Here is a 25,825-nt window from a genome sequence, read left to right on the forward strand (position 1 = left end):
CGCAGTCGATCATCGTATGCTGCCGGGGTCTGGCGGGCCGCTTTATCCTTGAACTACGCCGACCGATGAGCGGCGAATGAGGAATGCCCCAATGAGCAACAAGACCAACGAATCCCTGATGCAACGCCGCACGGCCGCTGTCCCTCGCGGCGTGGGCCAGATTCACCCGATCTTTGCCGATTCGGCGAAGAACGCCACCGTGACCGACGTTGAAGGTCGTGAGTTCATCGACTTCGCCGGCGGTATCGCTGTGCTCAACACTGGTCACCTGCACCCGAAGGTGATTGCGGCGGTTGAAGCCCAGCTGCACAAGCTGACCCACACCTGTTTTCAGGTACTGGCTTACGAGCCCTATGTGGAAGTGTGCGAGAAGATCAACGCCAAGGTACCGGGCGGTTTCGCCAAGAAAACCTTGCTGGTGACCACTGGCTCCGAAGCCGTGGAGAACGCCGTGAAGATCGCCCGTGCCGCCACCGGCCGTGCCGGCGTGATCGCGTTCACCGGCGCGTACCACGGCCGCACCATGATGACTCTGGGCCTGACCGGCAAGGTCGTGCCTTACTCTGCCGGTATGGGCCTGATGCCCGGCGGCGTGTTTCGTGCCTTGTACCCGAATGAACTGCATGGCGTGAGCATCGACGACTCCATCGCCAGCATCGAGCGGATCTTCAAGAACGACGCCGAACCTCGCGATATCGCCGCGATCATCATCGAACCTGTGCAGGGCGAGGGCGGTTTCTACGTGGCGCCCAAGGCGTTCATGACCCGTCTGCGTGCCCTGTGCGACCAGCACGGCATCCTCTTGATCGCCGACGAAGTGCAGACCGGTGCCGGCCGTACCGGGACCTTCTTCGCCATGGAACAGATGGGCGTTGCGCCTGACCTGACCACTTTCGCCAAATCCATCGCCGGTGGCTTCCCGCTGGCCGGAGTATGCGGCAAGGCCGAATACATGGACGCCATCGCCCCGGGTGGCCTGGGTGGCACCTATGCGGGCAGCCCGATTGCCTGCGCCGCAGCGCTGGCCGTGATGGAAGTGTTCGAGGAAGAAAACCTGCTGGATCGCAGCAAGGCCGTCGGTGAGCATCTGGTGACCGGCTTGCGCAACATTCAAGCGAAATACCCGGTGATCGGTGATGTTCGTGCCTTGGGCGCCATGATTGCTGTCGAGCTGTTTGAAGGCGGCGACACCCACAAGCCCAACGCGGCCGCTGTGGCGCAAGTGGTGGCCAAGGCCCGTGACAAGGGGCTGATCCTGCTGTCCTGCGGCACCTATGGCAACGTTCTGCGGGTGCTGGTGCCGCTGACCGCTGAAGATGCGCTGCTGGATAAAGGCCTGGCGATTATCGAAGAGTGCTTCGCCGAACTCGCCTGAACTGTGCGCTGATCCAAAAAAACCCGCTTCGGCGGGTTTTTTCATGTGCCTCGTAAACGCCGGCCCGCTATGGTCTATAAGTTAAACGCGGCAAAATACGTTCACAGAGAGCCGTTCTATGGCAGCTACCGCCACACATCACGTCACCCGGGTGCTGATTGCCGACGCCGATGCCGGCTTGCGCGCCGACCTCGAGCAGCTGTTATTGAGCGTGCGTTCGGATGCGCTGGTGGACGTCTGCGAGACTGGCACCCAGGCCATGGCGCAATTGGTGCACCATCCCGATCTGGTGATCGCCGCCCGCGAGTTGACCGGCCTCAACGGGCTGGACCTGCTGCGCAGCGTGCGTCGGGATCGCAGCAAGCCCGCCTTGCCGTTCATTTTGCTCAGTGATCGGGTCGACACCGCCAGCGTGCGCGAAGCCGTGCCCTTGGCACCCACGGCATTTTTGACCAAGCCGCTGAACATGGAGGCGCTGAAACTGCGCCTTCAGCAATTGCTCGAAGCCATGGAGCAGCCTGCACCGGAAGAAGAGACACCGGTGATGATGTCCGGCATGACCCTGGAAGGTTTCCTCGAAATGCGTCGCACGGACACCGAGGGTGCGCCGCTGATGGCCGATGTGCAGACGGCGGTGATGCGCAGCCTCAACCCGAGAGGTTTGAACCTGCGTCTGCTGGAAGAGGAAATCCGCACCGACCCACAGATCACCGCCGTACTGCTGGCGGCGGCCAACAGCGCCTCGGTGCACCGTGAAGCGCCGGTACAGACGGTCTTCCAGGCCCTGAGCAAGTTGGGTGCATTGCAGAGTGTCAATCTGGTCATGGGCCTGACCCTCAAGCGCAGTGCCCGGCTCAGTGATCCGGAGCTGGGGCTGATTGCCGAATATTATTGGGGCCTGTCGCTGCGTACGGCCGAGTACGCCCGGACGTTAGCGCGCATGTATGACGTCGATCAGGAGCGCTGTTATTGCGCCGGGCTGCTGCACTGCTTGGGCGACCTGGCGTTGTTGCGTTGCTTGCAGGAGTGGAAGCTGGCCGGCGGCAAGCTGGAAGAAGGCGAGGCTGATCGGGCCTTGAAAAGCTTCGGTGCAGCCTATGGTTCGGAGTTGCGGCGTCGCTGGCGCCTGCCCCTGGAGTTGCGCGAGCTGATCGCGTCGATCTATAGCCTGGGGCTGGGCACCGGGGTGTATTCGCGCGATGACCTGGTCATGAACCTGTCGGCGCAACTGGCCCGGCTCAAGCCGGTGGAAGATGTCGAGATGGTTGCCCGGGGCAAGACGGCGCGGTTGTTGAAGCTGGGCGTTGAAGAGTTGACTCGCCTGCGTCGTCATTGAACCCCTGCGCCGGGTCGGTATGGCCGTTTCTCAGGACGGTACGATCTGATTCTTGCCTTGGCGCTTGGCCTGGTACATCGCGGCGTCAGCACGGGAGAAGAGGGCGTCGAGCAGGTCGTCTTCGGGCTTGTAACTGGTCAGACCCTGGCTCACCGTCACGCCATAGACATGGCCGTTGTGACTGAAGCTCAAGCGTTGGATTTCCCGCTGCAGTCGCTCGGCAATCTGCTGGGCCATTTCCGGTGAGCAACCGGGGAATACCGCCGCGAACTCTTCGCCACCGATGCGGCCGAACAGGTCGCCGCGCCGCAGAATCGCCCGACCGCTCTCGGCGATACGCTGTAGCACGATGTCGCCTTCCTGGTGGCCGTACGTGTCGTTGATCAATTTGAAGTCATCGATGTCCAGCAACAGGAACGCCATCGACGTGCCTTGCAGGCGCGCCTGTTCGAATTCGCGGTGTGCGCACTCGAAGAAATGCCGGCGGTTACTGCTTTGGGTGAGGACGTCGGTGGTGGCCAGGCGTTGCAGTTCGCCTTCCAAATGCTTCTTTTCAGTGATGTCCTCGGCGATGCCGACCACGATCACGCGATCATCGCTTTGATGACTGATGAAGCATTTGTCGCTGAGCCAGCGAATCTGGCCATCGGCACTGATGATGCGGTATTCGCGATCCTCGATGGAGCCCTTGACCAGTACTTCGGCAAGACTGCGCTCGGCATAGTCGAGGTCGTCGGGGTAGATGCTGTCGCGCCACTCATTGTAATCAGCCAGCAACAATCCGGCCGAACGACCGAAAATACGCTCGTAGGCAGGGCTGACGTAGATCATCTGCTGGGTTTCCCAGTCGAAGGCCCAAAGCACCGCATTGACGCTCACCAGCAGCGAGCTGAAGAGCTTCTCCCGTTCGCTCAGTCGAGCCACTTCACCTTGGGCATGCATCAGTGCCATCAGGGTTTCAGCGGCTTCGGGCATCTGTTCGAAGGGTAGAGATTGAGGTTTTTTGTAGGCCATCATCACGGAATCTCTAAGGGCGAGTAGGCGGCTGAGTCAACGCAAAAGGTAGCGCAACCACAGCACAGCCCGCCGGGATTCGCGACTGAAGCTCTGATCCGAAAAACGTGTCGAAGTTCCGACAGACGCCACCTACAGTAAGGTCGCGCCGATAACCGGTGTCAAGTTGTGGGACGCAAAGAATAGGTTTTCAGCTGAGCGGCAAACTCGTGCAACGACTGGATACCACTGGCCTCGGCTTCATGCACCCATTCCTTGATGGCGGCGAGCATGTCATGGCCATTGGAGCTGGTGCGCGCCCAGATCAGTTGCAGGGCCAGACGCTTCTCGTAGATGACCTTCAGGGCCTGGCTGTGCTCCAGCATGCTCTGGATGCGCAGGTGATGGCGGTCGTCCAGCAGGCTGGTTTCCCGCGACAACAGGCGTTTGGCGCGGCGGAATTTCTGCCGGACCGAAGCATCCACCCTGCACAGCTCCTGTTGCACCAGCGGGCCGATCACCACCTTGCGGTACTGCGCCATGATCTGGAAGCGGTTGTTGAGGATGGCCATGGCGGTGTCCATGTCCAGGCTGCCCTTGCCTTCGACGCGATGGGCAATAGGTGCCGTGCGCTGCACCTTGGCCAGTCGCAGCGCGCAGAACAGCTTGATCCAGGCCCAGCCCATGTCGAACTCCCATTTCTTGACCGATAGTTTGGCCGAGTTGGGGTAGGTGTGATGATTGTTGTGCAGCTCTTCACCGCCGACGATGATGCCCCATGGCACCAGGTTGGTGGCGGCGTCGCGGCATTCGAAATTGCGGTAGCCGACGGCGTGACCCAGGCCATTGATGACGCCGGCGGCCCAGAACGGTATCCACATCATCTGGATCGCCCAGACGGTGATGCCGATGGCGCCGAACAGCAGCAGGTCGATCACGAACATGATGGTGATGCCGGCCAGCTTGTAGCGGCTGTACAGGTTGCGCTCGACCCAGTCTTCCGGGCAGTTCTTGCCGTAGATGCGCAAGGTGTCCGGATTTTGCGCTTCGGCGCGATAGAGTTCGGCGCCAGTGCGCAACACGGTGCTCAAGCCTTTGATGACCGGGCTGTGGGGGTCGTCCGCGGTTTCGCATTTGGCATGGTGCTTGCGGTGGATGGCCGTCCACTCGCGGGTGTTCTGGGCCGTGGTCAGCCACAGCCAGAAACGGAAGAAATGCTTGAGCCCGGCGTTGAGCTCCAGCGAGCGGTGAGCCGAGTACCGGTGCAGGTACACCGTGACCCCGACGATGGTCACGTGGGTCATCAACAGAATGGCGGCAACCACCTGCCACGCCGAGAGGTCGAGAAAACCGTTGTACCACATAGGCTGTAAGGCCCTCATTCAGATGTAGAGACTGTGTATCGCATGTTGCATTTCCCACAGTCTCTGCAGGAAAGCAGCGCGCATTATCACTGAGCGCTTGTGAAAAACCAGTCAGACCGCAACTTAATCGTCGCTACATGTTTCGCCTTATAATCGAATCTTTCACCACGGACCCCGACTTTCCATGCCTGTATTCAACCGCAGTGGCCTGCGGGCCGCCGTCAGTTATGTGGCGGCATCCCTGGCCTGGTCATGGGCCGTCACCCATCTTTATCCATCCGGCGTACCGCCTTACTGCCCGGCCCTCTGGGTTCTGGCAAGTGCCGGCCTGCTGTATCACTGCCGCAACCGGCAACTATCTGCCGCTGGCGTGTCCCCTGACCTGACGCGATTGCGTCTGGCGACGGCTGTCTACGACAACACCCTGGAAGGCGTGCTGGTCACCGACAGACAGGGCCGTATCGTTCACGTCAATCCAGCGTTCATTGACATCACCGGCTATAGCATTGAGCAAGTTCTGGGCCAGAATCCGAACACCTTCAAGTCCGGTCATCACCCTGCGGAATTCTATCGGCAGATGTTCGATACCCTGGCACAGAAGGACAAATGGAGTGGCGAGATCTGGAACCGGCGCAAAAGCGGTGAAGTCTACCCGCAGTGGCAGACGATTCAGGTTATCCGGGATGACCAGGGTGAGCTGAGCCACTACGTGGCGGTGTTTTCCGACATCAGTGCAATCCGCCGCTCCGAGCAGGAGCTCACGCGCCTGGCCCATCATGATCCGTTGACGGGGCTGCCCAATCGCCTGCTGTTCAGTGCGTTGGCCGAGCAGGCGCTCAGCAGCGCCCGCACCGCACGCCAGGGCTGTGCCCTGCTGATGATCGACCTGGACTGGTTCCAGCAAGTCAATGATGGCTTCGGTCATGCCACCGGTGATTTGCTGCTCAAGACCGTGGTGCGGCGCCTGCAGAACCTGTGTGCCCCTGGTTTGACCCTGGCGCGCCTGGGCGGGGACGAGTTTGCGCTGCTGGCCGAAGACTGCTTCACCCTGAACCAGGCCACGTCACTGGCACAGCGCATCATGGGCGTGCTCAAGCCGGCGTTTCAGGTGCAGGGCCACACCTTGCTGATCGGTGCGAGCGTGGGTATCAGCTTGTTCCCGCACGATGCCGACAATGCCGAACAACTCCTGCGCAATGCTGACTCGGCGCTGTTCAAGGCCAAGGGCAAGGGGCGGGGCGGCTATGCCCTGTATACCGAAGAATTGACGGCTCATGCCCAGCAGCGCGTCGAGATCACCGCGCAACTGCGCGATGCCCTGGAGCAGAATCAACTGCGCGTGTACTACCAGCCTGTGCATGACCTGGCCAGTGGCCGGTTGGTCGGTGCCGAGGCGCTGGTGCGCTGGCAGCATCCGCTGCGGGGCCTGGTACCGCCCGCGGAATTCATTCCGATCGCCGAGCAAAGCGGCTTGATCGCCGAAATCGATGCCTGGGTCATGACCCAGGCCTGCTGGCAGATGGTCGCCTGGCAGCAAGCGGGGCAGTCGCTGGACTTCATCGCGGTGAATGTTTCCAGCCGTCTGTTCGGGCAATCTACCCTGTTCGCCCAAGTGGCAGCGGTGCTGTCGGCGACAGGCCTGGAACCGGCCTTGCTGGAGCTGGAGGTGACCGAAAGTGCGGTCATGAACGAACCCGATGCCGCTCTGGAGCAAATGCACCGCCTGCGCGAGCTGGGCATACGCCTGGCTATCGACGATTTCGGCACCGGCTATTCGTCGCTGTTGCGGCTCAAGCGTCTGCCGGTGCACAAGCTCAAGATCGACCAGGGTTTCGTCGCCGGCCTGCCGGGGGATGACGATGACGTGGCGATCACTTTGGCAATCATCGCTCTGGCCCGCAGCATGGGTCTGCAGGTGCACGCCGAAGGGATCGAAGAGGAGGCGCAGGCGCGCTTTCTCCATCGACATGGCTGCGAGTTGGGGCAGGGTTACTGGTATGGTCGGCCGGCGCCGCTCTTGAACGTCGCTATCAATTCGGTTTTACCGGGAACCGTGCAGCCCAAGGCGAAAATTCCGGTTATATGAACATTCTTAAATAGTCTTTTTAAGAATATGTCGGCATCACTACTATTGCGCTCATACCCCTCTATGCCAAGGAGCACCACCATGAGCGCATCTCTGCGTAGCGTTGACGGACAGGACGAAGCCACCATTCTGCGCGAAATCCAGAGCGCGCTGCGCGATCTGCGCTTCGGTGCCGTCGAGATTACTGTGCACAACGCACAGGTCGTCCAGATTGAGCGCAAAGAAAAGTTTCGTTTGCAGAACCCGGGCAACAAGCCCAACTGACTGCACATCCGTAGCAGGCAGTTTATAAAAAGAAAGCCAGCACACCAGGAGCTTCACCCATGTCCATCCGCCGTTATGCGTTGGCAGCGATTGCCAGCGCCGTATTTGCCGGTTCCGCTGTTGCCAAGGACTACGAGCTGTTGAATGTGTCCTACGACCCGACCCGCGAGCTGTATCAGGATTACAACGCTGAATTCATCAGTTTCTGGAAGAAGGACCATCCGGGTGACACCGTGAAAATCCAGCAGTCCCACGGCGGTTCGGGCAAGCAGGGGCGCGCGGTGATCGACGGGCTGCGGGCCGATGTAGTGACCCTGGCGCTGGCCGGTGACATCGATGAAATCAGCAAGCTGGGCAAATCCATCCCGGCCGACTGGCAGACCCGCTTGCCGGACCAGAGCACACCCTATACTTCGACCATCGTATTCCTGGTGCGCAAGGGCAACCCCAAGGGCATCAAGGATTGGGGCGACTTGATCAAACCAGACGTGTCGGTGATTACCCCCAACCCGAAAACCTCGGGCGGGGCGCGCTGGAACTTCCTCGCCGCCTGGGCCTATGGCCTCAAGCAGGGCGGTGGCGACGAGGCCAAGGCCAAGCAGTACGTGCAGACACTGTTCAAGCACGTCCCCGTGCTGGACACCGGTGCCCGTGGCTCGACCATTACCTTCGTCAACAATGGCCAAGGCGACGTGCTGCTGGCCTGGGAAAACGAAGCTTTTCTGGCGATGAAGGAAGACGGTGGCCAGGACAAGTTCGACATTGTCGTGCCGTCCCTGTCGATTCTGGCCGAGCCGCCGGTGTCCATCGTCGACAAGAACGTCGAGAAGAAAGGCACCAAGGAAATCGCCACGGCCTACCTCGAGCACCTGTATAGCCCGGCGGGCCAGGAGATCGCGGCGAAGAACTTCTATCGTCCACGGGACAAGGACGTCGCGGCCAAGTACGCCAAGCAGTTCCCGGCGCTCTCGCTGGTGACCATCGACAAGGATTTTGGCGGCTGGAAATCGGCGCAACCGAAATTCTTCAACGACGGCGGTGTGTTCGACCAGATCTATCAGGCGCAGTAAGCGGCGACGCCGACGCTCCAGGCCCGGACTGCGTTCCGGGCTTTTGCATGTCTATCCACAGGGACTTTTATGTCGCGACGTATCTCCCCCGTCATACCCGGCTTCGGGCTGACGCTGGGCTACACAGTGGTGTACCTCAGCCTGATTGTGCTTATCCCGCTGGCCATCATGTTTGCGCATGCCGCCCAGCTGACCTGGGAACAGTTCTGGGCCATCGTTACCGCCCCGCGCACCCTTGCTGCCTTGAAACTGAGCTTCGGCACCGCGTTGGTCGCCGCCATCGTCAACGGCGTGATCGGCACGCTGCTCGCCTGGGTGCTTGTGCGTTACCGCTTCCCCGGACGCAAGATCATCGATGCAATGATCGACCTGCCGTTTGCCTTGCCCACCGCCGTGGCCGGTATTGCCCTGACGGCGCTGTACACGCCCACCGGCCTGGTCGGGCGCTTTGCGGCTGACCTGGGTTTCAAGATCGCCTACACGCCGCTGGGCATCACCTTGGCGCTGACCTTCGTCACCCTGCCGTTCGTGGTGCGTACGGTGCAGCCGGTACTGGCCGATATCCCCCGTGAAGTGGAAGAGGCGGCGGCCTGCCTGGGGGCCAGGCCGCTGCAGGTGTTTCGCTATATTCTCGCACCGGCGCTGCTGCCGGCCTGGCTCACCGGTTTCGCTCTGGCCTTCGCTCGGGGCGTGGGCGAGTATGGCTCGGTGATTTTCATTGCCGGCAACATGCCGATGAAAACCGAAATCCTGCCGTTGCTGATCATGGTCAAGCTCGACCAGTACGACTACACCGGCGCCACCGCCATCGGCGTGATGATGCTGGTGGTTTCCTTCATCCTGTTGCTGCTGATCAACTTGTTGCAGCGGCGCATCGAAACCCCTTGAAGGAGGCGCATCTTATGTCTGGCAATGCTTCTACGGCGTCTCTGGCTGCCAACGCCGCCCGGCGCGGCAGCGCAATCTCTCGCCGAGTGCTGATCGGCCTCGGCTGGCTGGTGTTTTTCCTGTTTCTGCTTTTGCCGCTGTTCATCGTGGTGTCTCAGGGCTTGAGCCAGGGGTTGGGTGCGTTCTTCGCTGCCATCCTCGAACCCGATGCCCTGTCCGCGCTGAAGCTGACCGTGATCGCGGTGGTGATCTCGGTGCCGCTCAATGTGCTGTTCGGGGTCAGTGCGGCCTGGTGCGTGAGCAAGTATTCGTTCCGCGGCAAAAGTATTTTGGTCACCCTGATCGACCTGCCGTTTTCGGTCTCGCCGGTGATCGCCGGGCTGGTCTATGTGTTGATGTTCGGCGCCCAGGGGGTTTTCGGACCGTGGTTGCAAGACCACGATATCCAGATCGTCTTTGCATTGCCGGGGATCGTGCTGGCCACCATCTTCGTCACCGTGCCGTTTGTGGCCCGGGAGCTGATCCCGCTGATGCAGGAGCAGGGCACTCAGGAAGAAGAGGCTGCACGCCTGCTCGGTGCGAACGGTTGGCAGATGTTCTGGTATGTCACGCTGCCCAACATCAAATGGGGCCTGATCTATGGCGTGGTGCTCTGCACGGCACGGGCGATGGGCGAGTTTGGTGCGGTCTCGGTGGTGTCCGGGCATATTCGCGGGGTGACCAACACGCTGCCGCTGCACGTCGAGATCCTCTACAACGAATACAACCACGTAGCCGCTTTTGCCGTGGCGAGCCTGCTGCTGATCCTGGCGCTCTTCATTCTGCTGCTCAAGCAGTGGAGCGAAGCCCGTATTAACCGACTGCGCGCCGCCGCAGCCGAGGACTGATCCATGTCTATCGAAGTTCGTAACGTCAGCAAGAATTTCAACGCCTTCAAGGCGCTCAACAGCATCAATCTGGACATCCAGAGCGGCGAACTGGTGGCGTTGCTGGGGCCGTCAGGCTGCGGCAAGACCACCCTGCTGCGCATTATTGCCGGCCTGGAAACACCGGATGCCGGCAACATCGTGTTCCATGGCGAAGACGTGTCCGGCCACGATGTCCGGCATCGCAACGTCGGGTTCGTGTTCCAGCATTACGCGTTATTCCGGCACATGACCGTGTTCGACAACGTGGCCTTCGGCCTGCGCATGAAACCCAAGGCCGAGCGGCCGAACGAGACGCGGATTGCCGAGAAGGTCCATGAGTTGTTGAACATGGTCCAGCTTGATTGGCTGGCCGACCGTTACCCCGAGCAATTGTCCGGTGGGCAACGTCAGCGCATTGCCCTGGCGCGCGCCTTGGCGGTGGAGCCCAAGGTACTGTTGCTCGACGAGCCGTTCGGGGCGCTCGACGCCAAGGTGCGCAAGGAGCTGCGCCGCTGGCTGGCGCGATTGCACGAGGACATCAACCTGACCTCGGTCTTCGTCACCCACGATCAGGAAGAGGCCATGGAGGTGGCTGACCGTATTGTGGTGATGAACAAAGGCGTGATCGAACAGATCGGCTCGCCAGGCGATGTCTACGAGAACCCCGCCAGCGATTTTGTCTATCACTTCCTTGGCGATTCCAACCGCCTGCACCTGAGCGAGGAACATCATGTGCTGTTCCGTCCCCATGAGGTCTCGTTGTCCCGCTCCGAGCTGGGCGACCACCACGGTGCCGAGGTGCGCGATATCCGTCCGTTGGGAGCGACCACGCGGGTCACCTTGAAAGTCGAGGGGCAGAGCGAGTTGATCGAGGCTGAAGTGGTCAAGGACCACGACAGCCTGGTGGGGTTGGTCAAGGGCGATACGCTGTTTTTCAAACCCAAGGCCGAAACCCAGCGCTAGCCGGCGGGCTGCTCGATCTGCTGCTTGAGGTCGGCGCGCCAGCCCAGCAGGAATCCCAGCTCGACCACCACGAACAGCGGCCCGACGATCAGGCCGCTGACGTCATCGATGAAGGCTGGCTTGCGCCCTTCGTAGTAGTGCCCCACGAACTGGATCGCCCAACCCAGGACAAAGGCACCGACGCCGCTGCTCAGCCAGAGGCCGGTGCTCTGTGCGGCGAGCGTCTGCCCGGCCCAGAGGCACAGCGCCAGCAACGCCGCCATCAGCAGGCCCAGGCGCAGATCCAGGCGCAGGTAGAAAAGGGCCGACGCCAGCGACACCAGCAGTGCCGGTGACCACCATAACCCACCGAGCCAGCCACCTGGCCGTGAGAGCAGGATGGCCACGGCCAGCACAATCAGCGGGATGCCAATGAAATGGGTGAGGATGTTGCGCCGGTCACGGTGGTAGGCCGCGTACTGGCTGAGGTGGTCAACGAGGGTCTTTTTCATTGTTATGCCTTCGGTTGAGGGTGGGAATACCGTGTGCTGAAGCGCGACTGGAACTGTGGGGGATTCCAGGGTTGGCTGCAATCCCGGTCGGTCCTACAGACACAACCCATTTCTGAACTGCCCCGGCGACAGTCCGGTCCAGCGTTTGAATGCGCGGGTAAAACTGCCGGCGTCGTCGAAGCCCAGGCGTTTGCCGATATGGGTCAGGGAACATTCGGGGTCGCGCAGATAATTGAGTGCGAGGTTCTGCCGGCACTCATCCAGCAGGCTGTCATAGCGCCAGCCTTCATTGGCCAGTTGGCGCTGGAGGCTGAGCAGGCTGATATTCAGCAACTGGGCGATGTCTTCGGCGCTGGGCAGGCCGAGGGGCAGGCTCAGTTCGATGGTGTTGCGCACACGTCGCTCCCACGTCAGTGGCTGCTGCATGCCCAGTGTGGTCTCCAATACCGTTTCGGTGGGCGCAGGGGCAAGCGTCGTCGTGTCATCCAGGTGCGACTCGAAGTCGGTCAGGGCAAACTCCAGACGGTTTTCTGCCGCGCCGAAGGTAATCGGCGCGCGAAACAAGCGCCGCCAAGGGCTGGGGTCCAGCGGCTCGGGCCGTGTCAGGCTGACGGCCAAGGGCGCGTAGTGGCGTCCCAGGCGATTGCGACAGCCGCGTACGTAGATGGCCGCGAAGGCGTCGATGGCCTCGGCGGCGATGACGGTCGCTTGATCGCGGGCCAGCAGGCGAAATGCATAACGCTCCTCCTCACGCTGCAGCACCGGGGTCAGCGCGTCGCCGACCACTTGGTGGTAGCGCTCGATGCGCTCGAATACCTCGCGCAGATTGTCGCTGGCCACCAGGCCGTAGCCTAGCGCGTGAAAATGGCTGGGGCTGACGAAGCGCGAGGCGCGCAGGCCGATCGCCGGATCGCCGGAGGCCTCGACCGCCAACTGCCACAACCGTGCGGTGGCGGGCAATGGGTAGCGAGCGTCGGGGTCATCCAGCCAGGCCGGATCCAGCCCGGCGGCGCTGTAAAGCGCGAGGCTGTCCACGCCCAGACGATCCAGCTGACGGCGCAGCGCACGGGTCCAACTGGCCGGGGTTGTCGCATCGGTCATGGCGGTGAGCGCTCCCTGACAATGCTCTTGGAGCTTGTCACATTAACGAAACACCAGAATGAGAGCAGTCGGGGTGGCTGTGCAAGTGTTGGCGGACTGACTGCACGTCGACAGCCGCCTGCATCGCCAGCAGAAGGTCGGTCTTGACGGGTGCGCAACGGTTTTTGCAATGCTTGCGATGAATACTTTATATGCCTTGAAGGCATTGCGTGGTTTGACGCACTGGCAAAGCCTTGTAAACCGGGGACGGCACGGAGCCCATTGATTCAATATTCGTTATGCGTCTAAGTATCTTAATAAAGATTACTTTAAGCGCTAACGGGCTCTGCCTGAAGATCCACTCCGCTTTCTTCTTTTCAGGAGTTGATCCATGGGCAATGTCCAGACCGCCGCCAATGCCGAACCGGCCCTTTGGCCCAAGGCGCCGAGCGGTGATTTGGTCGACCTCGGTCGCCCACACCGCTTGCCGCTGGGACTTCTGCGTTTGCAGAAGACGCCAAAGGGGGCGTTGAGCCGGCGTGAAGCGATCGGTTTGGGCGTGCTGGCCCTGGTCCTGCACGCGGCGGTGATTTATTGGGTCGGTCAGAAGGCCACCGCCACGGTGCTGATCAAGCCGCCGGAAGTGCCGCCGATGACGATCGAATTCAGCCAACCGGCCCCACCCGCCGTTGAACCGCCACCGCCACCACCCCCTGTAGTGCAGGCTCCCGAGCCGCCGCCTCCACCGCCCGTAGAGGACGAGTTGGCGACCAAGCCGCCGCCCAAGGTCAAGCCCAAACAGGTACCCAAACCTGTGGTCAAGAAGCCGTTGCCCAAGCCCGTCGAGAAGCCGGCCGTGGCCCCGACACCCGCGCCACCACAGCCGGTAGCGGCTCCTGCGCCACCGGCGCCGCCGGCGCCGAAACCGGTCACGCCGCCTTCGGCCAGTGCGGGTTACCTGAAGAACCCGGCGCCTGAGTACCCGGAACTGGCTCAGCGCCGGGGTTGGCAAGGCACTGTGCTGCTGCGGGTCCACGTATTGGCCAGCGGCAAGCCGGGGGAGATCCAGGTGCAGACCACCAGCGGTCGCCAGCAACTCGACGACGCTGCTTTGCAGGCCGTCAAGCGCTGGAGCTTTGTGCCCGCCAAGCAAGGCGATGTGCCTCAGGACGGCTGGGTCAGTGTTCCGATCGACTTCAAAATTCGCTGATTTGCGCCACCCATCCCTATTCGCGACACTCCACACAGGTAACTCATCATGAATGCAATCGCATCTCCCCTCCAATCCATCGAAGGCGCGGTGATCTGGCTGTTGGTGGTTTTCTCGGTCGCCACCTGGGGCCTGGCCCTACTCAAAGGCTTCCAGTTTTCTCGCCTGAAAGGTCAAGATCGACGTTTCCACAAGAAGTTCTGGGCGGCTTCCAGCCTGGACTCGGCGGCTGAACTGGCAGAGTCCCAGCCAGGTGCGGCGGCCCGTGTCGCCCAGGCCGGGTACTCGGCCATTGCGGTGGGTGAGAGTGGCCCAGCCACTGATCTCGCCCATGCGATCAACCATCAGGACCGCCTGGAACGTGCCCTGCGCCAGCAGATTGTCCGCGAGCGCCGCTCGCTGGAAACCGGGCTGGCCGTGGTCGCCAGTATTGGCAGCACCTCGCCTTTCATCGGCTTGTTCGGCACCGTCTGGGGCATCATGTCGGCGCTCAAGGGGATCAGCGCGGCGGGCTCGGCGAGCCTTGAAACGGTGGCCGGCCCGATTGGCGCGTCCTTGGTGGCTACGGGCGTGGGTATCGCGGTCGCGGTGCCGGCGGTGCTGGTTTACAACTTCTTCCTGCGTCGCTTGAAGCTGACGGCGGCGGACCTCGACGATTTCGCCCATGACTTCTACAGCCTCGCGCAGAAGAGCTCGTTCCGCGTCTTGTTGCACCCTGCGTTGAACAAGAGCGCAGCGCCGGCCGGCGCCACCCAAGTAAAGGAGGCATCCTGATATGGCCTTTTCGACCCAGGACAATGATGAGGTCCTCAGCGAGATCAACGTGACCCCGCTGGTGGACGTGATGCTGGTGCTACTGGTGGTCTTTATCGTCACTGCACCACTGCTGACCAATTCGATTCCGATCAACTTGCCCAAGACTGATGCGGTTGCCCCCGTCGAGCAGAAAGACCCGCTGGTGGTAAGCATTGATGGTGGCGGCAAGTGGTTCATCAACAAGGACGAAGTCCAGCCCGATTTGCTGGAAAGCAACCTGGAAGGCGCCAAGGCGAAAAACCCTGACGTGCGCGTCCAGCTGCAGGCCGATGACGGCGTGAATTATGGCGCGGTAGCCAAGGCCATGGCGTCCATTGAAAAAGCCGGTATCACCAAGTTGTCGGTGATTACCAAACGTTGATGGTGTGCAACCTTTTTGGGGCCGTACCGGCAGGGGACGGCCCCTTTTTTTTCTCTCAGGCTCAGCTTTATATGTGATTTAAGAATTACCAAATAGCTTCTTATTCCTTAACGGTTATATGTGCCGCCCTTATACTGGGGTCATGAAGGCAGAACAGTGAGAGGCAACAGGCCATGAGCAGTGAATCGATCCGCTACCTGATCGTGCCGGGCTGGCAAGGTTCGCCAGCAGAGCATTGGCAGAGCCATTGGCAAGCCAGCTTGCCTAACGGCGAGCGGGTCGAGCAGGCTGATTGGCAGGTGCCGCTGTGCCAAGACTGGGTCGCGACGCTGGAACAGGCGGTGGCTGCATCGACTGCCCCGGTCATTCTCATTGCCCACAGCCTGGGTTGCATCACCGTTGCCCATTGGGCTGCACAGGCTCCGCTGGCTTCGCTGCGGCGGGTCCGAGGTGCATTGCTGGTGGCGCCGGCCGATGTCGAACGCCCGGCCTGCCCAGAGCCTTTGCGCAATTTCGCGCCGATTCCGCGCCATCTGCTGCCCTTTCCCAGCCAGGTGGTGAGCTCCGACAATGATCCAGCGATCAGCGCGCCACGGGCGCTGGAACTGGCCCGCGACTGGGGCGCCGAAGCCGGGATTCTGGCCGGCGCCGGGCACATCAATGTGAAGTCCGGGCATCAACGCTGGGAACAGGGCTTTGCCTACCTTTATCGCTTGCAACGTCTGCTGGAACAAGGCGCTCTGCGTCGCGCGTGACCACTGTCGCGCCACTTTAAGTACCACGCGGGTTGAATGACGCCGGGGCCCGCAAGGCCCCGGCGGGAGTATTTTATGAGTATCGATGAGTTTTTCAGCCAGCCATTGCTGACGTTCCCGGATGCGGAAAAGAGCCCTCTGAGCATCCGCGCCAAGGCGTTGGTGTTTGTCGACCCGCGCTCCCGGCGGCTGCGCGAGCAGCTCGAGGATCTGGCACCCAAACGCCTGCCAATCCTGATCCGCGGCGAAACCGGTACCGGCAAAGAGTTGCTGGCCCGGCAGATCCACCGCGCCAGCGACCGCAGTGGCCTGTTCGTGTCGGTCAACTGTGGCGCCATCAGCCCGACCTATGCCGATGCCGAGCTGTTTGGCTACAGCGCGGGAGCCCACAGCGGCGCAGCCAGCAGCCGGGCAGGATGGTTCGGGTCAGCCAATGGCGGCACTCTGTATCTGGACGAAATTGCCGATCTGCCGCTGAGCATTCAAATCAAGCTGCTGACGGCGCTGGAAAACCACGAGGTGATTCGTGTGGGGGCGCAACAGCCTAGCCCGGTGGACGTGCGGTTGGTGGCGGCGACCAGTATCGACCTGACTCAGGCTGTGGCATCCGGGCGTTTCCACGAACGCCTGCTGCACTATCTGGTTGAAGGCCAACTGCTGCTTCCGGCCTTGCGCGAGCGGGTGGGCGACATCCTTTCGTTGGCCGAGTACTTTATCGGTATCTATAGCCAGCGCCTTGGCCTGCCCGTGCCCTTGCTCAGCGAGGCCGCGCAACACGTGCTGGAGGCTCACTATTGGCCGGGCAATACTCGCGAACTGGAGAACGTCATCCACTTTGCCCTGTTGGTCAGCACCGGTGAACAGATTCTGGCGGAGCATTTGAATCTCTTGCCGGTGCTCGATCCGCTGGAGGAAATCCATCGTCAGCTTAAACGCCTGGAGGCTCTAGGCAGCATCTCTGACTGGCGTGCGATCCAGACGCTGCTCGACCGCCGTCGAGAAAGCTGAGGGAATAGTTAGAAAGAGCATAAGCAGCGAAGCAAAAGATATTGTATTGGCATAAAAATTATCGGTATCTTGCGCCCCATGCCGGCTCACTTTCAAAACTGGCACCCCATTGGATCAAGGACTTAGCATGAAAAAGGCTTTGCTGTTCACTGCACTCGCTGCTGCCCTCACCGCTGGCATGGCCAACGCTGCCGAAAAACTCGTGGTGGCCGCCACGCCCATTCCCCACGCTGAAATCCTTGAATTGATCAAGCCGACCTTGGCCAAGGAAGGTGTGGACCTGGAAATCAAAGTCTTCACTGACTACGTACAGCCGAACGTGCAAGTGGCCGAGAAGCGCCTGGACGCCAACTACTTCCAGACCAAGCCTTACCTGGACAACTTCAACAAAGGCAAAGGCACCGACCTGGTGACCGTCGTCGGCGTGCACGTCGAACCCTTTGGCGGTTACTCGAAGAAGTACAAGTCCCTGGCTGAACTGCCGGACGGCGCCACCGTGGCCATCCCCAACGAAGGCAGCAATAGCGGTCGTGCCCTGCTGCTGTTGCAAAAGGGCGGCCTGCTGACCCTGAAAGACCCGACCAACGCCCTGGCCACCCCGAAAGACATCGCCACCAATCCCAAGCACCTGAAGTTCAAGGAGCTTGAGTCGGCCATGCTGCCGCGCGTGCTGGACCAGGTCGACCTGGACATGATCAACACTAACTACGCCCTTGAAGCCAAGCTGAACCCGGCCAAGGATGCCTTGATCATCGAGGGTGCGGATTCGCCTTACGTGAACTTCCTGGTCGCCCGTCCAGACAACAAGGACAGCGACGCCATGAAGAAACTGGCGGCTGCGCTGACCAGCCCTGAAGTGAAGGCGTTCATTGCCAAGAAGTACGAAGGCGCGGTATTGCCGGCGTTCTGATGATTTGAAGTGGCAGGTTTCAACGCCGACGGCTGGTAGAGCGTCGGCGTTTTTTATTGTCGGGAGGGGGTGGTCTCAGCACTCAAGGACCTGGTGTGAGTTTCGACCTCCCCTCGTTGAGCGCTGCTGTTTCACGATCCTGGTGCCTACGACATCCTTGCAGTTTTATTCCAATAGCCTTCCTGGCTGAACAGGCAGTGGAGTATAACGGTGGCCTCAAGGAACCCCTGCCCGCCGAGGGCAGTCGCATAACCACAAAATATTACAATGCATCGCAAGGGAGTCTGCATGGCTGCAAGGCACTGGTTTGCCACGGTATTACTGGCTCTACTGGCCGGTTGCGACAAGCCTGCGCCGTCGTCGCCCGAGCGGCCACGTGTACAGGTCCAGCAGGTGCAGGCCAGCCCCTTTGCGGCCACGGTCGACCTCACCGGTGACATCCAGGCCCGCGTGCAGACCCAACTTTCCTTCCGTGTCGGCGGCAAGATCATCGAGCGCAAGGTCGATGTGGGTGATCGCATTTCAGCCCGGCAAATACTCGCCCGGCTCGACCCCAAGGACCTGCAGACCAGCCTCGACTCGGCCAAGGCTGCCGTGGTTGCCGAACAGGCTCGCGTGGCCCAGAGCAGCGCGGCCTTTGTGCGCCAGGAAAAGTTATTGCCCCAGGGCTATACCAGCCGCAGCGAGTACGACTCGGCCCAAGCCGCGTTGCGCGGTGCGCAAAGTTCGCTGGCCGCGGCACAGGCGCAGCTGGCCAATGCCCGCGACCAGTTGAGCTACACCGCGCTGGTAGCCGATGCGCCTGGCGTAATTACCGCACGCCAGGCCGAGGTGGGCCAAGTGGTGCAGGCCACTATGCCCGTGTTCAGCCTGGCCCGTGACGGCGATCGCGATGCGGTGTTCAACGTCTACGAGTCGCTGTTCGTCAAGCCGGCGGACGATCAGCCGGTGACCATCAGCCTGGTGGACAACCCGGCGATCAAAGTGGTGGGCAAGGTCCGTGAAGTGACCCCGGCGGTGTCGGCCCAGACTGGCACCTTGCAGGTCAAGGTGACCGTACACTCGCTGCCGCCAGGCATGCAGTTGGGCTCGGTGGTCAGCGCCTCACTGGATGCCCCGGCGGCCAGCAGTGTCGAGCTGCCCTGGTCGGCCTTGACCAAGGACCTGACCAAGACCGGTGCCCCGGCCGACAGCGCGGTCTGGGTGCTGCAAGGCGACCGTGCGCAGCTGCGCAAGGTCAAGGTGCTGCGTTACCTCACCGGCAAGGTGATCATCGGCGAAGGCCTGGTCAGCGGTGATCAGGTGGTGGTGGCCGGGGGGCAATTGCTGCACCCGGACATGCAAGTGGAAGTGGCGAGGGAGAGCGGGCTATGAAGCACTGGATGCTGGTCGGCCTGGCATTGCTGAGCGCCTGCTCGAAGCAGGAACCGCCCCCCGAGCCCATTCGCCCGGTGCTGTTCGTCACGGTCAAGGCCGAGCAGGTACAACAACTGGGGCGTTACGCCGGCAATATCGAAGCTCGCTATGAAAGCACGTTGGGTTTTCGCGTTGGCGGACGCATCGCCCGACGCTTGCTGGACGTGGGTGACGAAGTGCAGAAAGATCAGTTGCTGGCGGTCCTCGACCCTACCGATCAACAAAACCAGTTGCGCTCCCGTCAGGGCGACCTGGCGCGTGTCCAGGCGCAATGGCTCAATGCCCAGGCCAATGCCCGGCGCCAGCAAGAGCTGTTTGATCGCGGCGTGGGCGCCCAGGCGGCGCTGGATATGGCCGTGACCAACCTCAAGACTGCCCAGGCTTCCCGCGATCAAGCCCAGGCCGCCGTGGACCAGGCTCGCGATCAGCTCAACTACAGCGAACTGCGCGCCGATCACGCCGCAGTCATCACCCGCTGGCAAGTGGAAGCAGGGCAGGTGGTCACGGTGGGTCAACAAGTGGTCACCCTTGCACGCCCAGACATCAAAGAGGCGGTCATCGACTTGCCCTCCGAGCTGGCCGAACGACTGACCTCCGGCATCCAGTTTGCCGTGGCTGGGCAATTGGACCCCAGCGTCAAGACCATCGCGACCCTGCGCGAACTGGAGCCGCAGGCCGACAGCGCCACCCGCACGCGGCGCGCCCGACTGACCTTGGCCGAGACGCCGGCGCCCTTTCGCCTGGGTACCGCCATCAGCGTAACCCTGACCTCGGCCATCGAGCCGCGCATCACGCTGCCGGCTACGGTGCTACAGAATGTGGATGGCCAGTTGCAGATCTGGATCGTCGACCCGCAAAGCCACACGGTTTCGCCCCGACGCGTCAGCCTGCTCAGCCGCGACCGCGGCAGCGTGGTGCTGACGGCCGGTGTGGCGGTGGGCGAGCGGGTGGTCAGCGCGGGAGTGAACAGCCTCAAGCCGGGGCAACAGGTGAAAGTCGACGAGGAAAGCGCGCAATGAAAGGGAGTTTCAACCTGTCCGATTGGGCCCTTAAGCACCAGTCCTTCGTCTGGTACCTGATGTTCGTGGCGCTGCTGATGGGGGTGTTTTCCTACCTCAACCTGGGGCGTGAGGAAGACCCGGCGTTCACCATCAAGACCATGGTGATCCAGACCCGCTGGCCGGGTGCGACCCAAGAGGAAACCCTCAAGCAGGTAACCGACCGGATCGAGAAAAAGCTCGAAGAGCTCGACTCCCTCGACTATGTGAAGAGCTACACCCGCCCCGGCGAATCCACGGTGCTCGTGTACCTGCGCGACACCACCAGCGCCAAGGCCATTCCACAGATCTGGTACCAGGTGCGCAAGAAGATCGGCGACATTCGCGGGCAGTTTCCCCAGGGTTTGCAAGGCCCGTCATTCAACGACGAGTTCGGTGATGTGTTCGGCTCCATCTATGCCTTCACCGGTGATGGCTTGAGCCAGCGCCAGCTGCGCGATTACGTCGAACAGGTGCGCCTGCAGATCCGCTCGGTACCGGGCCTGGGCAAGGTGCAACTGATCGGCCAGCAGGACGAAGTCATCTACCTGAATTTCTCCACCCGCAAGCTGGCGGCGCTGGGGCTGGATCAGCAGCAGGTGGTCGCCAGCCTGCAAGCACAGAATGCGGTCACACCAGCCGGTGTCATCGAGGCCGGCCCCGAGCGGATTTCGGTACGTACCAGTGGGCAGTTCGCCTCGGAAGACGACCTGCGCAACGTCAACCTGCGGCTCAATGACCGCTTTTACCGCTTGGCCGATATCGCCGAGATCAGTCGCGGCTACACCGACCCACCCGCGCCTATCTTCCGCTTCAACGGCCAGGATGCCATTGGCCTGGCCATCGCCATGAAAGACGGCGGTAACATCCAGGTATTCGGCAAGGCGCTGCATCAACGCATGACCGAGCTGACCGCCAATCTGCCCGTGGGCGTCGGCGTGCACAGCGTGTCGGACCAGGCCCAAGTGGTCGAAAAAGCCGTGGGCGGCTTCACCAGCGCGCTGTTCGAGGCGGTGGTGATCGTGCTCATCGTCAGCTTCATCAGCCTGGGCATTCGCGCCGGCCTGGTGGTGGCCTGTTCGATCCCGCTGGTGCTGGCCATGGTCTTCGTGTTCATGGAATACAGCGGCATCACCATGCAGCGGGTCTCGCTGGGGGCGCTGATCATCGCCCTGGGGTTGCTGGTGGACGATGCGATGATCACCGTGGAGATGATGATCACCCGTCTGGAGTTGGGCGACACCCGCGAACAAGCGGCAACCTTTGCCTATCACTCGACGGCGTTTCCCATGCTCACCGGGACGCTGGTAACAGTGGCCGGTTTCACACCCATAGGCCTGAACGCCAGCTCGGCCGGCGAATACACCTTTACGCTGTTCGCCGTGATCGCGGTCGCCATGCTGGTGTCCTGGGTGGTGGCGGTGTTGTTCGCGCCGGTGCTGGGCGTGCACATCCTCAGCGACAAAGTGAAGAAAAAAGCCGAACAGCCGCCTGGCCGCATGGCACGCCTGGCCAATGGCGGCATGCTGTTCGCCATGCGCCATCGCTGGCTGACCATCGGCGTGACAGTGCTGCTGTTTGCGCTGTCGGTGTTCTGCATGCGCTTTGTGCAGAACCAGTTCTTCCCGTCGTCCGACCGCCCGGAAATCCTGGTGGACCTCAACCTGCCGCAGAACGCCTCGATCTACGAAACCCGCCGGGCTGTGGATCGGCTGGAAGCCACTCTCAAGGATGATCCGGATATTGAGCGCTGGAGCACCTACATCGGCCAGGGAGCGATCCGTTTTTACCTGCCGCTCGATCAACAATTGGACAACCCGTTCTATGCCCAGTTGGTGATCGTCAGCAAGAGCCTGGAGCAGCGCGCGGCCTTGACCGAGCGGTTGCGCAAACGCCTGCGCGAGGACTTCGTCGGCCTGGGCACCTATGTTCAGCCGCTGGAAATGGGCCCTCCGGTCGGGCGGCCGATCCAGTATCGGGTCAGCGGCAAAGACATCGATCAGGTGCGCAAACACGCCGTCGAGCTGGCCACGCTGCTGGACAGCAACCCGCACATCGGCGACATGATCTACGACTGGAACGAGCCGGGCAAAGTGCTGCGCATCGACATCGCCCAGGACAAGGCGCGACAGCTGGGGCTGTCCTCCGAAGACGTGGCCAAACTGATGAACAGCATTGTCAGCGGGGCGGCCGTCACCCAGGTCAACGACGACATCTATCTGGTCAACGTGGTCGGCCGGGCCGAGGATCTGGAGCGCAACTCGCCGGACACCTTGCAGAACCTGCAGATCGTCAATTCAAGCGGGACCTCGATTCCGCTGCTGGCCTTCGCCACGGTACGCTACGAGCTGGAGCAGCCGTTGGTGTGGCGCCGTGACCGCCTGCCGACCATCACCTTGAAGGCCGCAGTGCGCGACCAGATGCAACCCACCGACCTGGTCTCGGAGCTCAAGCCGCAAATCGACACGTTCGCCGCCGGCTTGCCGTTCGGCTACAAGGTCGCCACGGGCGGCACGGTGGAAGAAAGCGGCAAGGCCCAAGGGCCGATCGCCAAGGTGGTGCCGTTGATGCTGTTCTTGATGGCCACCTTTTTGATGATCCAGCTGCACAGCGTGCAGAAGATGTTTCTGGTAGCCAGCGTGGCGCCCCTGGGGCTGATCGGCGTAGTGCTGGCGCTGGTGCCGACAGGCACGCCCATGGGCTTTGTGGCGATCCTTGGCATTCTGGCGCTGATTGGCATCATCATCCGCAACTCGGTGATTCTGGTGACGCAGATCGATCTGTTCGAGCGCGAGGGTTATCGGCCATGGGACGCGGTGGTGGAAGCGGCCCAGCACCGGCGTCGGCCGATCCTGTTGACGGCGGCGGCGGCTAGCCTGGGCATGATCCCCATCGCCCGAGAAGTGTTCTGGGGACCGATGGCTTACGCGATGATTGGCGGGATCGTCATCGCGACGCTGCTGACTTTACTGTTCCTGCCGGCTCTGTATGTAGCGTGGTATCGGATCAAGGAGCCCAGCCAAAGCCCGGGCGAACGAACCCCGCGATAGCCATCACGCCATTTTGCGCCAGACACTCGCCAGCCAAGGCTGCTGCTCGATGGGCAGCCCGGCTGGCCGGTAATAGTGCTCCAGCTCGGTAAAACCCGCCGCCGCAAGAAGCCCCCGCCAATTCTCGAGATCATGCCAGGCGCCGTACCGCGCGCCTTTCCAGCCTTCGCGATTGTCGCCGCGAGGATTGGAACTGAAGAGCACGCCACCCGGCTTGAGGGTCGCGTGCAGTTGGCCGAGGATCCGCGGCAGCTCCTGGCGGGGGATGTGGAACAACACGGCATTGGCGAACACGCCATCAAAGCGCTCGGCCGGCAGGTCCAGTTCCAGAAAATTCTGATGCCAGATTTCGCAGCCGGTCTCTGCGCGGGCCATTTCAATGAATTGCTCGGCGCCATCCAGCCCCACTGCCCTGTGCCCCAAGCGAGTGAAGGTCTTCAGGTCACGGCCAGGACCACAGCCAAAATCGAGAATGTCGAAGGGCGCCGCGCCTTGGACATTGCGCAGCAGGGCGTCGATATTCTGGCTGACGTCATGATCGCGCGTGCCCTCGCGAAAGCGCTCGGCGGTTTCGTTGTAGTCGGCAAGGGTAGTGGCGCTGATCTTTTGCAGGTCTTCAGGTTTGAGTGACATGTCCGGTTACCTGGTGGAAACCGGCACAGCATAACCCGATCCCTAACGATGATTGAGCAGTTTGGCCATCCGATCGCCTGCGAACTGGATGGCCGCCACCAGGATCACCAGCAAGACGATGACCGTCAGCATCACCTGGCTGTCAAAACGCTGGTAGCCGTAGCGATACGCCAGGTCACCCAGGCCGCCGGCGCCTATCGCGCCGGCCATCGCAGACGAATTGATCGTGGCCACCAGGGTGATGGTGAAGCCGCCGACGATGCCGGGCCGGGCCTCTGGCAGCAAGACATGCCAGATGATGTGCCAGCGCCGGCAACCCATCGCTTGGGCCGCCTCGATCAAGCCGTGGTCGACCTCCCGCAGGCTGACCTCGGCAATACGGGCGAAAAACGGCGTCGCCGCGAGGGTCAACGGCACCACCGCTGCCCAGACGCCGTAGGTGGTGCCGACGATCAGCCGGGTGAACGGGATCAGCGCCACCATCAAGATCAGAAAGGGCACCGAGCGGAACAGATTGACGAACGCGCCCAGGGCCTTGTTCAGCAGTGGCGCCTGGTAGATCCCGCCTTGGCCGCTGGTGACCAGAATGACCGCCAGCGGGATGCCCACCAGCAGCGCAATTAACGACGACACCCCGACCATGAGAAAAGTGTCCAGCGTGCCCTGCCACAAACGTTCAAGCCACATAGCCGAATTCCTCTACCTGCTGGGCCCATTGGCCGGCGCGTTCGAGCAGTTGCTCATGGGGGTGGGGCGAGTGGCGCACGGCTACGACCAACTGCCCCAAGGGGTGGTCCTGAATGCGTTCGATACCACCGTGCAGCAGGGTGACGCGCCCGCCCAGCAGGTTGAACAATGACGAGAGATCCGGCTCTTGCGCGTCACTGCCGGTGACCCGCAGGCCCAGCACCAGTGCTGCATCGGGCGTGGGTGGAGCCACCTGCAGGCGCGCTTGCAGCTCGGCTGGAAGACTGCGTTGCAAGGGCGCGAGGAGCGTGCGGCTGATCTCGTGTTGCGGGTGGCCGAACACTTTCCAGACCGGGCCTTGCTCGACGATCTGACCGCCTTCAAGCACCACGACCCGGTCGCAGATATCGCGGATTACGGCCATTTCGTGGGTGATCAAAATCACCGTCAGGCCCAGGCGTCGATTGATATCGCGCAGCAGTTCGAGGATGGCGCCGGTGGTTTCCGGGTCGAGCGCCGAAGTCGCTTCGTCACAGAGCAGGATCCGTGGGTCGTGGACCAGTGCCCGAGCGATGCCGACGCGCTGTTTCTGGCCGCCGGACAACTGCGCCGGGTAGGCATCGCGCTTGTCCGCCAGGCCGACCAGCGCCAGCAGTTCGGTCACTTTGCGCCAACGCTCGGCCTGGCCGACGCCGGCCACCTTGAGGGGCAGTTCGACGTTCTGCCACACGGTCTTGGCCGACATCAGGTTGAAGTGTTGAAAGATCATGCCGATGCTGCGGCGCAGTTCCACCAGTTGGTCTTCATTGAACGTGCCAATGTCCACCTGATCGATCAGCACCCGGCCGGTGGTCGGATCTTCAAGGCGGTTGAGGGTGCGAATCAACGATGATTTGCCGGCACCGCTGCGGCCGATGATGCCGAAAATCTCGCCCCGCTGGATGGTCAGGTCGATGTTCTGCAAGGCCTGGACGAGACCCTGCTGCCCCGGGTAAGTCTTGCCCACGCCGAGCAGCCGCACATGGGCCTCGGCCAGGTCGGGGCGCAGCTGCAAGCGATCCGCTTCGCGTGGACGCGTCTGGGGGGGAGCATCGAGGTGGCGCTGCGGGTTGGACAGGCTCATG

24 protein-coding genes are annotated in these 25,825 nt (G+C 61.9%); 17 read left to right on the forward strand and 7 right to left on the reverse strand.

The genetic code is table 11. The annotated features are described in order from the left end of the window. The first annotated feature begins 91 nt into the window (after positions 1–91). Together gabT and HB675_RS11035 are read left to right on the forward strand one after the other, a co-directional pair. Positions 92–1,375 (forward strand): 4-aminobutyrate--2-oxoglutarate transaminase, encoded by a 1,284-nt coding sequence (gabT, locus tag HB675_RS11030; protein WP_213878344.1) that lies wholly within the window; start codon positions 92–94, stop codon positions 1,373–1,375. Positions 1,376–1,493: 118 nt separating this feature from the next. Beyond that, a complete protein-coding gene (locus HB675_RS11035) occupies positions 1,494–2,711 on the forward strand; it encodes an HDOD domain-containing protein (protein ID WP_213878345.1) in 1,218 nt (405 codons plus the stop codon). A gap of 30 nt (positions 2,712–2,741) precedes the next feature. Here HB675_RS11035 and HB675_RS11040 read toward each other — a convergent pair whose 3' ends face one another. Both HB675_RS11040 and desA read right to left on the reverse strand, forming a co-directional pair. Continuing rightward, the gene (locus HB675_RS11040; RefSeq protein WP_213878589.1) at positions 2,742–3,725 is read right to left on the reverse strand and encodes a sensor domain-containing diguanylate cyclase; all 984 of its coding nucleotides are present in this window, start codon (positions 3,723–3,725) and stop codon (positions 2,742–2,744) included. Between the two features lie 161 nt (positions 3,726–3,886). Next, the gene (gene desA, locus HB675_RS11045) at positions 3,887–5,068 is read right to left on the reverse strand and encodes a delta-9 fatty acid desaturase DesA (protein WP_213878346.1); all 1,182 of its coding nucleotides are present in this window, start codon (positions 5,066–5,068) and stop codon (positions 3,887–3,889) included. A gap of 184 nt (positions 5,069–5,252) precedes the next feature. Here desA and dibA point away from each other — a divergent pair, with 184 nt between their 5' ends. The 6 genes from dibA (at position 5,253) to HB675_RS11075 (ending at position 11,247) form a co-directional block, all read left to right on the forward strand. Next, the gene (gene dibA / locus HB675_RS11050; protein WP_213878347.1) at positions 5,253–7,154 is read left to right on the forward strand and encodes a phosphodiesterase DibA; all 1,902 of its coding nucleotides are present in this window, start codon (positions 5,253–5,255) and stop codon (positions 7,152–7,154) included. Positions 7,155–7,235: 81 nt separating this feature from the next. Beyond that, complete coding sequence (oscA, locus tag HB675_RS11055) at positions 7,236–7,418, forward strand: sulfur starvation response protein OscA (protein WP_213878348.1); 183 nt, start codon at positions 7,236–7,238, stop codon at positions 7,416–7,418. 59 nt (positions 7,419–7,477) lie between these two features. Then, on the forward strand, positions 7,478–8,488 hold the full coding sequence (locus HB675_RS11060; RefSeq protein ID WP_213878349.1) for a sulfate ABC transporter substrate-binding protein: 1,011 nt from the start codon (positions 7,478–7,480) through the stop codon (positions 8,486–8,488). 69 nt (positions 8,489–8,557) lie between these two features. After that, positions 8,558–9,376: a sulfate ABC transporter permease subunit CysT gene (gene cysT, locus HB675_RS11065; protein ID WP_213878350.1), complete on the forward strand. Its 819-nt coding sequence runs from the start codon at positions 8,558–8,560 to the stop codon at positions 9,374–9,376. Between the two features lie 14 nt (positions 9,377–9,390). Next, positions 9,391–10,263 (forward strand): sulfate ABC transporter permease subunit CysW, encoded by an 873-nt coding sequence (cysW, locus tag HB675_RS11070; protein WP_213878351.1) that lies wholly within the window; start codon positions 9,391–9,393, stop codon positions 10,261–10,263. Between the two features lie 3 nt (positions 10,264–10,266). Beyond that, entirely contained in the window at positions 10,267–11,247 is a 981-nt protein-coding gene (locus tag HB675_RS11075) for a sulfate ABC transporter ATP-binding protein (protein WP_213878352.1), read from the forward strand. Here the strand turns inward: HB675_RS11075 and HB675_RS11080 are convergent. Beyond that, complete coding sequence (locus HB675_RS11080) at positions 11,244–11,738, reverse strand: Mpo1-like protein (RefSeq protein WP_213878353.1); 495 nt, start codon at positions 11,736–11,738, stop codon at positions 11,244–11,246. The two genes, HB675_RS11075 and HB675_RS11080, sit on opposite strands and share 4 nt — an antisense overlap. A gap of 93 nt (positions 11,739–11,831) precedes the next feature. Beyond that, the gene (locus HB675_RS11085; RefSeq protein ID WP_213878354.1) at positions 11,832–12,839 is read right to left on the reverse strand and encodes an AraC family transcriptional regulator; all 1,008 of its coding nucleotides are present in this window, start codon (positions 12,837–12,839) and stop codon (positions 11,832–11,834) included. Between the two features lie 370 nt (positions 12,840–13,209). Between HB675_RS11085 and HB675_RS11090 the strand changes: the two genes are divergently transcribed. From HB675_RS11090 to HB675_RS11130, 9 genes are all read left to right on the forward strand, one after another. Then, entirely contained in the window at positions 13,210–14,028 is an 819-nt protein-coding gene (locus HB675_RS11090; protein WP_213878355.1) for an energy transducer TonB, read from the forward strand. Between the two features lie 48 nt (positions 14,029–14,076). Next, positions 14,077–14,802, forward strand: coding sequence for a MotA/TolQ/ExbB proton channel family protein (locus tag HB675_RS11095; RefSeq protein WP_213878356.1), 726 nt, complete (start codon positions 14,077–14,079; stop codon positions 14,800–14,802). A gap of 1 nt (position 14,803) precedes the next feature. After that, positions 14,804–15,205: a biopolymer transporter ExbD gene (locus HB675_RS11100; RefSeq protein WP_213878357.1), complete on the forward strand. Its 402-nt coding sequence runs from the start codon at positions 14,804–14,806 to the stop codon at positions 15,203–15,205. A 173-nt stretch (positions 15,206–15,378) separates the two neighbouring features. Further along, positions 15,379–15,960, forward strand: coding sequence for an alpha/beta hydrolase (locus HB675_RS11105; protein WP_213878358.1), 582 nt, complete (start codon positions 15,379–15,381; stop codon positions 15,958–15,960). Positions 15,961–16,035: 75 nt separating this feature from the next. Next, positions 16,036–16,968, forward strand: a complete 933-nt coding sequence (locus tag HB675_RS11110) for a sigma-54-dependent transcriptional regulator (RefSeq protein WP_213878359.1) — start codon at positions 16,036–16,038, stop codon at positions 16,966–16,968. Between the two features lie 127 nt (positions 16,969–17,095). Then, on the forward strand, positions 17,096–17,878 hold the full coding sequence (locus HB675_RS11115) for a MetQ/NlpA family ABC transporter substrate-binding protein (protein WP_213878360.1): 783 nt from the start codon (positions 17,096–17,098) through the stop codon (positions 17,876–17,878). Between the two features lie 288 nt (positions 17,879–18,166). After that, positions 18,167–19,252, forward strand: coding sequence for an efflux RND transporter periplasmic adaptor subunit (locus tag HB675_RS11120; protein ID WP_213878361.1), 1,086 nt, complete (start codon positions 18,167–18,169; stop codon positions 19,250–19,252). Beyond that, positions 19,249–20,313 carry an efflux RND transporter periplasmic adaptor subunit gene (locus tag HB675_RS11125; RefSeq protein WP_213878362.1) on the forward strand — a complete coding sequence of 355 codons (1,065 nt, stop codon included), beginning with the start codon at positions 19,249–19,251 and terminating at the stop codon, positions 20,311–20,313. The genes HB675_RS11120 and HB675_RS11125 overlap by 4 nt, the downstream gene beginning before the upstream one ends. Continuing rightward, positions 20,310–23,381, forward strand: coding sequence for an efflux RND transporter permease subunit (locus HB675_RS11130; RefSeq protein ID WP_213878363.1), 3,072 nt, complete (start codon positions 20,310–20,312; stop codon positions 23,379–23,381). The genes HB675_RS11125 and HB675_RS11130 overlap by 4 nt, the downstream gene beginning before the upstream one ends. Positions 23,382–23,384: 3 nt before the next feature. Here HB675_RS11130 and HB675_RS11135 read toward each other — a convergent pair whose 3' ends face one another. Genes HB675_RS11135 through HB675_RS11145 form a run of 3 tightly spaced genes read right to left on the reverse strand, consistent with a single transcriptional unit; the run spans position 23,385 to position 25,824 of the window. Continuing rightward, entirely contained in the window at positions 23,385–24,014 is a 630-nt protein-coding gene (locus tag HB675_RS11135) for a class I SAM-dependent methyltransferase (protein WP_213878364.1), read from the reverse strand. Positions 24,015–24,056: 42 nt separating this feature from the next. Next, positions 24,057–24,701, reverse strand: coding sequence for a methionine ABC transporter permease (locus HB675_RS11140; RefSeq protein WP_213878365.1), 645 nt, complete (start codon positions 24,699–24,701; stop codon positions 24,057–24,059). Next, entirely contained in the window at positions 24,691–25,824 is a 1,134-nt protein-coding gene (locus tag HB675_RS11145) for an ATP-binding cassette domain-containing protein (protein ID WP_213878366.1), read from the reverse strand. Before HB675_RS11145 ends, HB675_RS11140 begins: the two co-directional genes overlap by 11 nt. Position 25,825: the final 1 nt, after the last annotated feature.

The organism is Pseudomonas sp. dw_358 (assembly GCF_018449655.1).
In the GTDB taxonomy this organism is placed as follows: Bacteria; Pseudomonadota; Gammaproteobacteria; order Pseudomonadales; family Pseudomonadaceae; genus Aquipseudomonas.

Excerpts from the sequence above, each read along its gene's own strand:
- gabT (WP_213878344.1), top strand. The coding sequence starts at position 92 with ATGAGCAACAAGACCAACGAATCCCTGATGCAACGCCGCACGGCCGCT.
- HB675_RS11035 (WP_213878345.1), top strand. The coding sequence starts at position 1,494 with ATGGCAGCTACCGCCACACATCACGTCACCCGGGTGCTGATTGCCGAC.
- HB675_RS11040 (WP_213878589.1), bottom strand. The coding sequence starts at position 3,725 with ATGGCCTACAAAAAACCTCAATCTCTACCCTTCGAACAGATGCCCGAA.
- desA (WP_213878346.1), bottom strand. The coding sequence starts at position 5,068 with ATGTGGTACAACGGTTTTCTCGACCTCTCGGCGTGGCAGGTGGTTGCC.
- dibA (WP_213878347.1), top strand. The coding sequence starts at position 5,253 with ATGCCTGTATTCAACCGCAGTGGCCTGCGGGCCGCCGTCAGTTATGTG.
- oscA (WP_213878348.1), top strand. The coding sequence starts at position 7,236 with ATGAGCGCATCTCTGCGTAGCGTTGACGGACAGGACGAAGCCACCATT.
- HB675_RS11060 (WP_213878349.1), top strand. The coding sequence starts at position 7,478 with ATGTCCATCCGCCGTTATGCGTTGGCAGCGATTGCCAGCGCCGTATTT.
- cysT (WP_213878350.1), top strand. The coding sequence starts at position 8,558 with ATGTCGCGACGTATCTCCCCCGTCATACCCGGCTTCGGGCTGACGCTG.
- cysW (WP_213878351.1), top strand. The coding sequence starts at position 9,391 with ATGTCTGGCAATGCTTCTACGGCGTCTCTGGCTGCCAACGCCGCCCGG.
- HB675_RS11075 (WP_213878352.1), top strand. The coding sequence starts at position 10,267 with ATGTCTATCGAAGTTCGTAACGTCAGCAAGAATTTCAACGCCTTCAAG.
- HB675_RS11080 (WP_213878353.1), bottom strand. The coding sequence starts at position 11,738 with ATGAAAAAGACCCTCGTTGACCACCTCAGCCAGTACGCGGCCTACCAC.
- HB675_RS11085 (WP_213878354.1), bottom strand. The coding sequence starts at position 12,839 with ATGACCGATGCGACAACCCCGGCCAGTTGGACCCGTGCGCTGCGCCGT.
- HB675_RS11090 (WP_213878355.1), top strand. The coding sequence starts at position 13,210 with ATGGGCAATGTCCAGACCGCCGCCAATGCCGAACCGGCCCTTTGGCCC.
- HB675_RS11095 (WP_213878356.1), top strand. The coding sequence starts at position 14,077 with ATGAATGCAATCGCATCTCCCCTCCAATCCATCGAAGGCGCGGTGATC.
- HB675_RS11100 (WP_213878357.1), top strand. The coding sequence starts at position 14,804 with ATGGCCTTTTCGACCCAGGACAATGATGAGGTCCTCAGCGAGATCAAC.
- HB675_RS11105 (WP_213878358.1), top strand. The coding sequence starts at position 15,379 with ATGAGCAGTGAATCGATCCGCTACCTGATCGTGCCGGGCTGGCAAGGT.
- HB675_RS11110 (WP_213878359.1), top strand. The coding sequence starts at position 16,036 with ATGAGTATCGATGAGTTTTTCAGCCAGCCATTGCTGACGTTCCCGGAT.
- HB675_RS11115 (WP_213878360.1), top strand. The coding sequence starts at position 17,096 with ATGAAAAAGGCTTTGCTGTTCACTGCACTCGCTGCTGCCCTCACCGCT.
- HB675_RS11120 (WP_213878361.1), top strand. The coding sequence starts at position 18,167 with ATGGCTGCAAGGCACTGGTTTGCCACGGTATTACTGGCTCTACTGGCC.
- HB675_RS11125 (WP_213878362.1), top strand. The coding sequence starts at position 19,249 with ATGAAGCACTGGATGCTGGTCGGCCTGGCATTGCTGAGCGCCTGCTCG.
- HB675_RS11130 (WP_213878363.1), top strand. The coding sequence starts at position 20,310 with ATGAAAGGGAGTTTCAACCTGTCCGATTGGGCCCTTAAGCACCAGTCC.
- HB675_RS11135 (WP_213878364.1), bottom strand. The coding sequence starts at position 24,014 with ATGTCACTCAAACCTGAAGACCTGCAAAAGATCAGCGCCACTACCCTT.
- HB675_RS11140 (WP_213878365.1), bottom strand. The coding sequence starts at position 24,701 with ATGTGGCTTGAACGTTTGTGGCAGGGCACGCTGGACACTTTTCTCATG.
- HB675_RS11145 (WP_213878366.1), bottom strand. The coding sequence starts at position 25,824 with ATGAGCCTGTCCAACCCGCAGCGCCACCTCGATGCTCCCCCCCAGACG.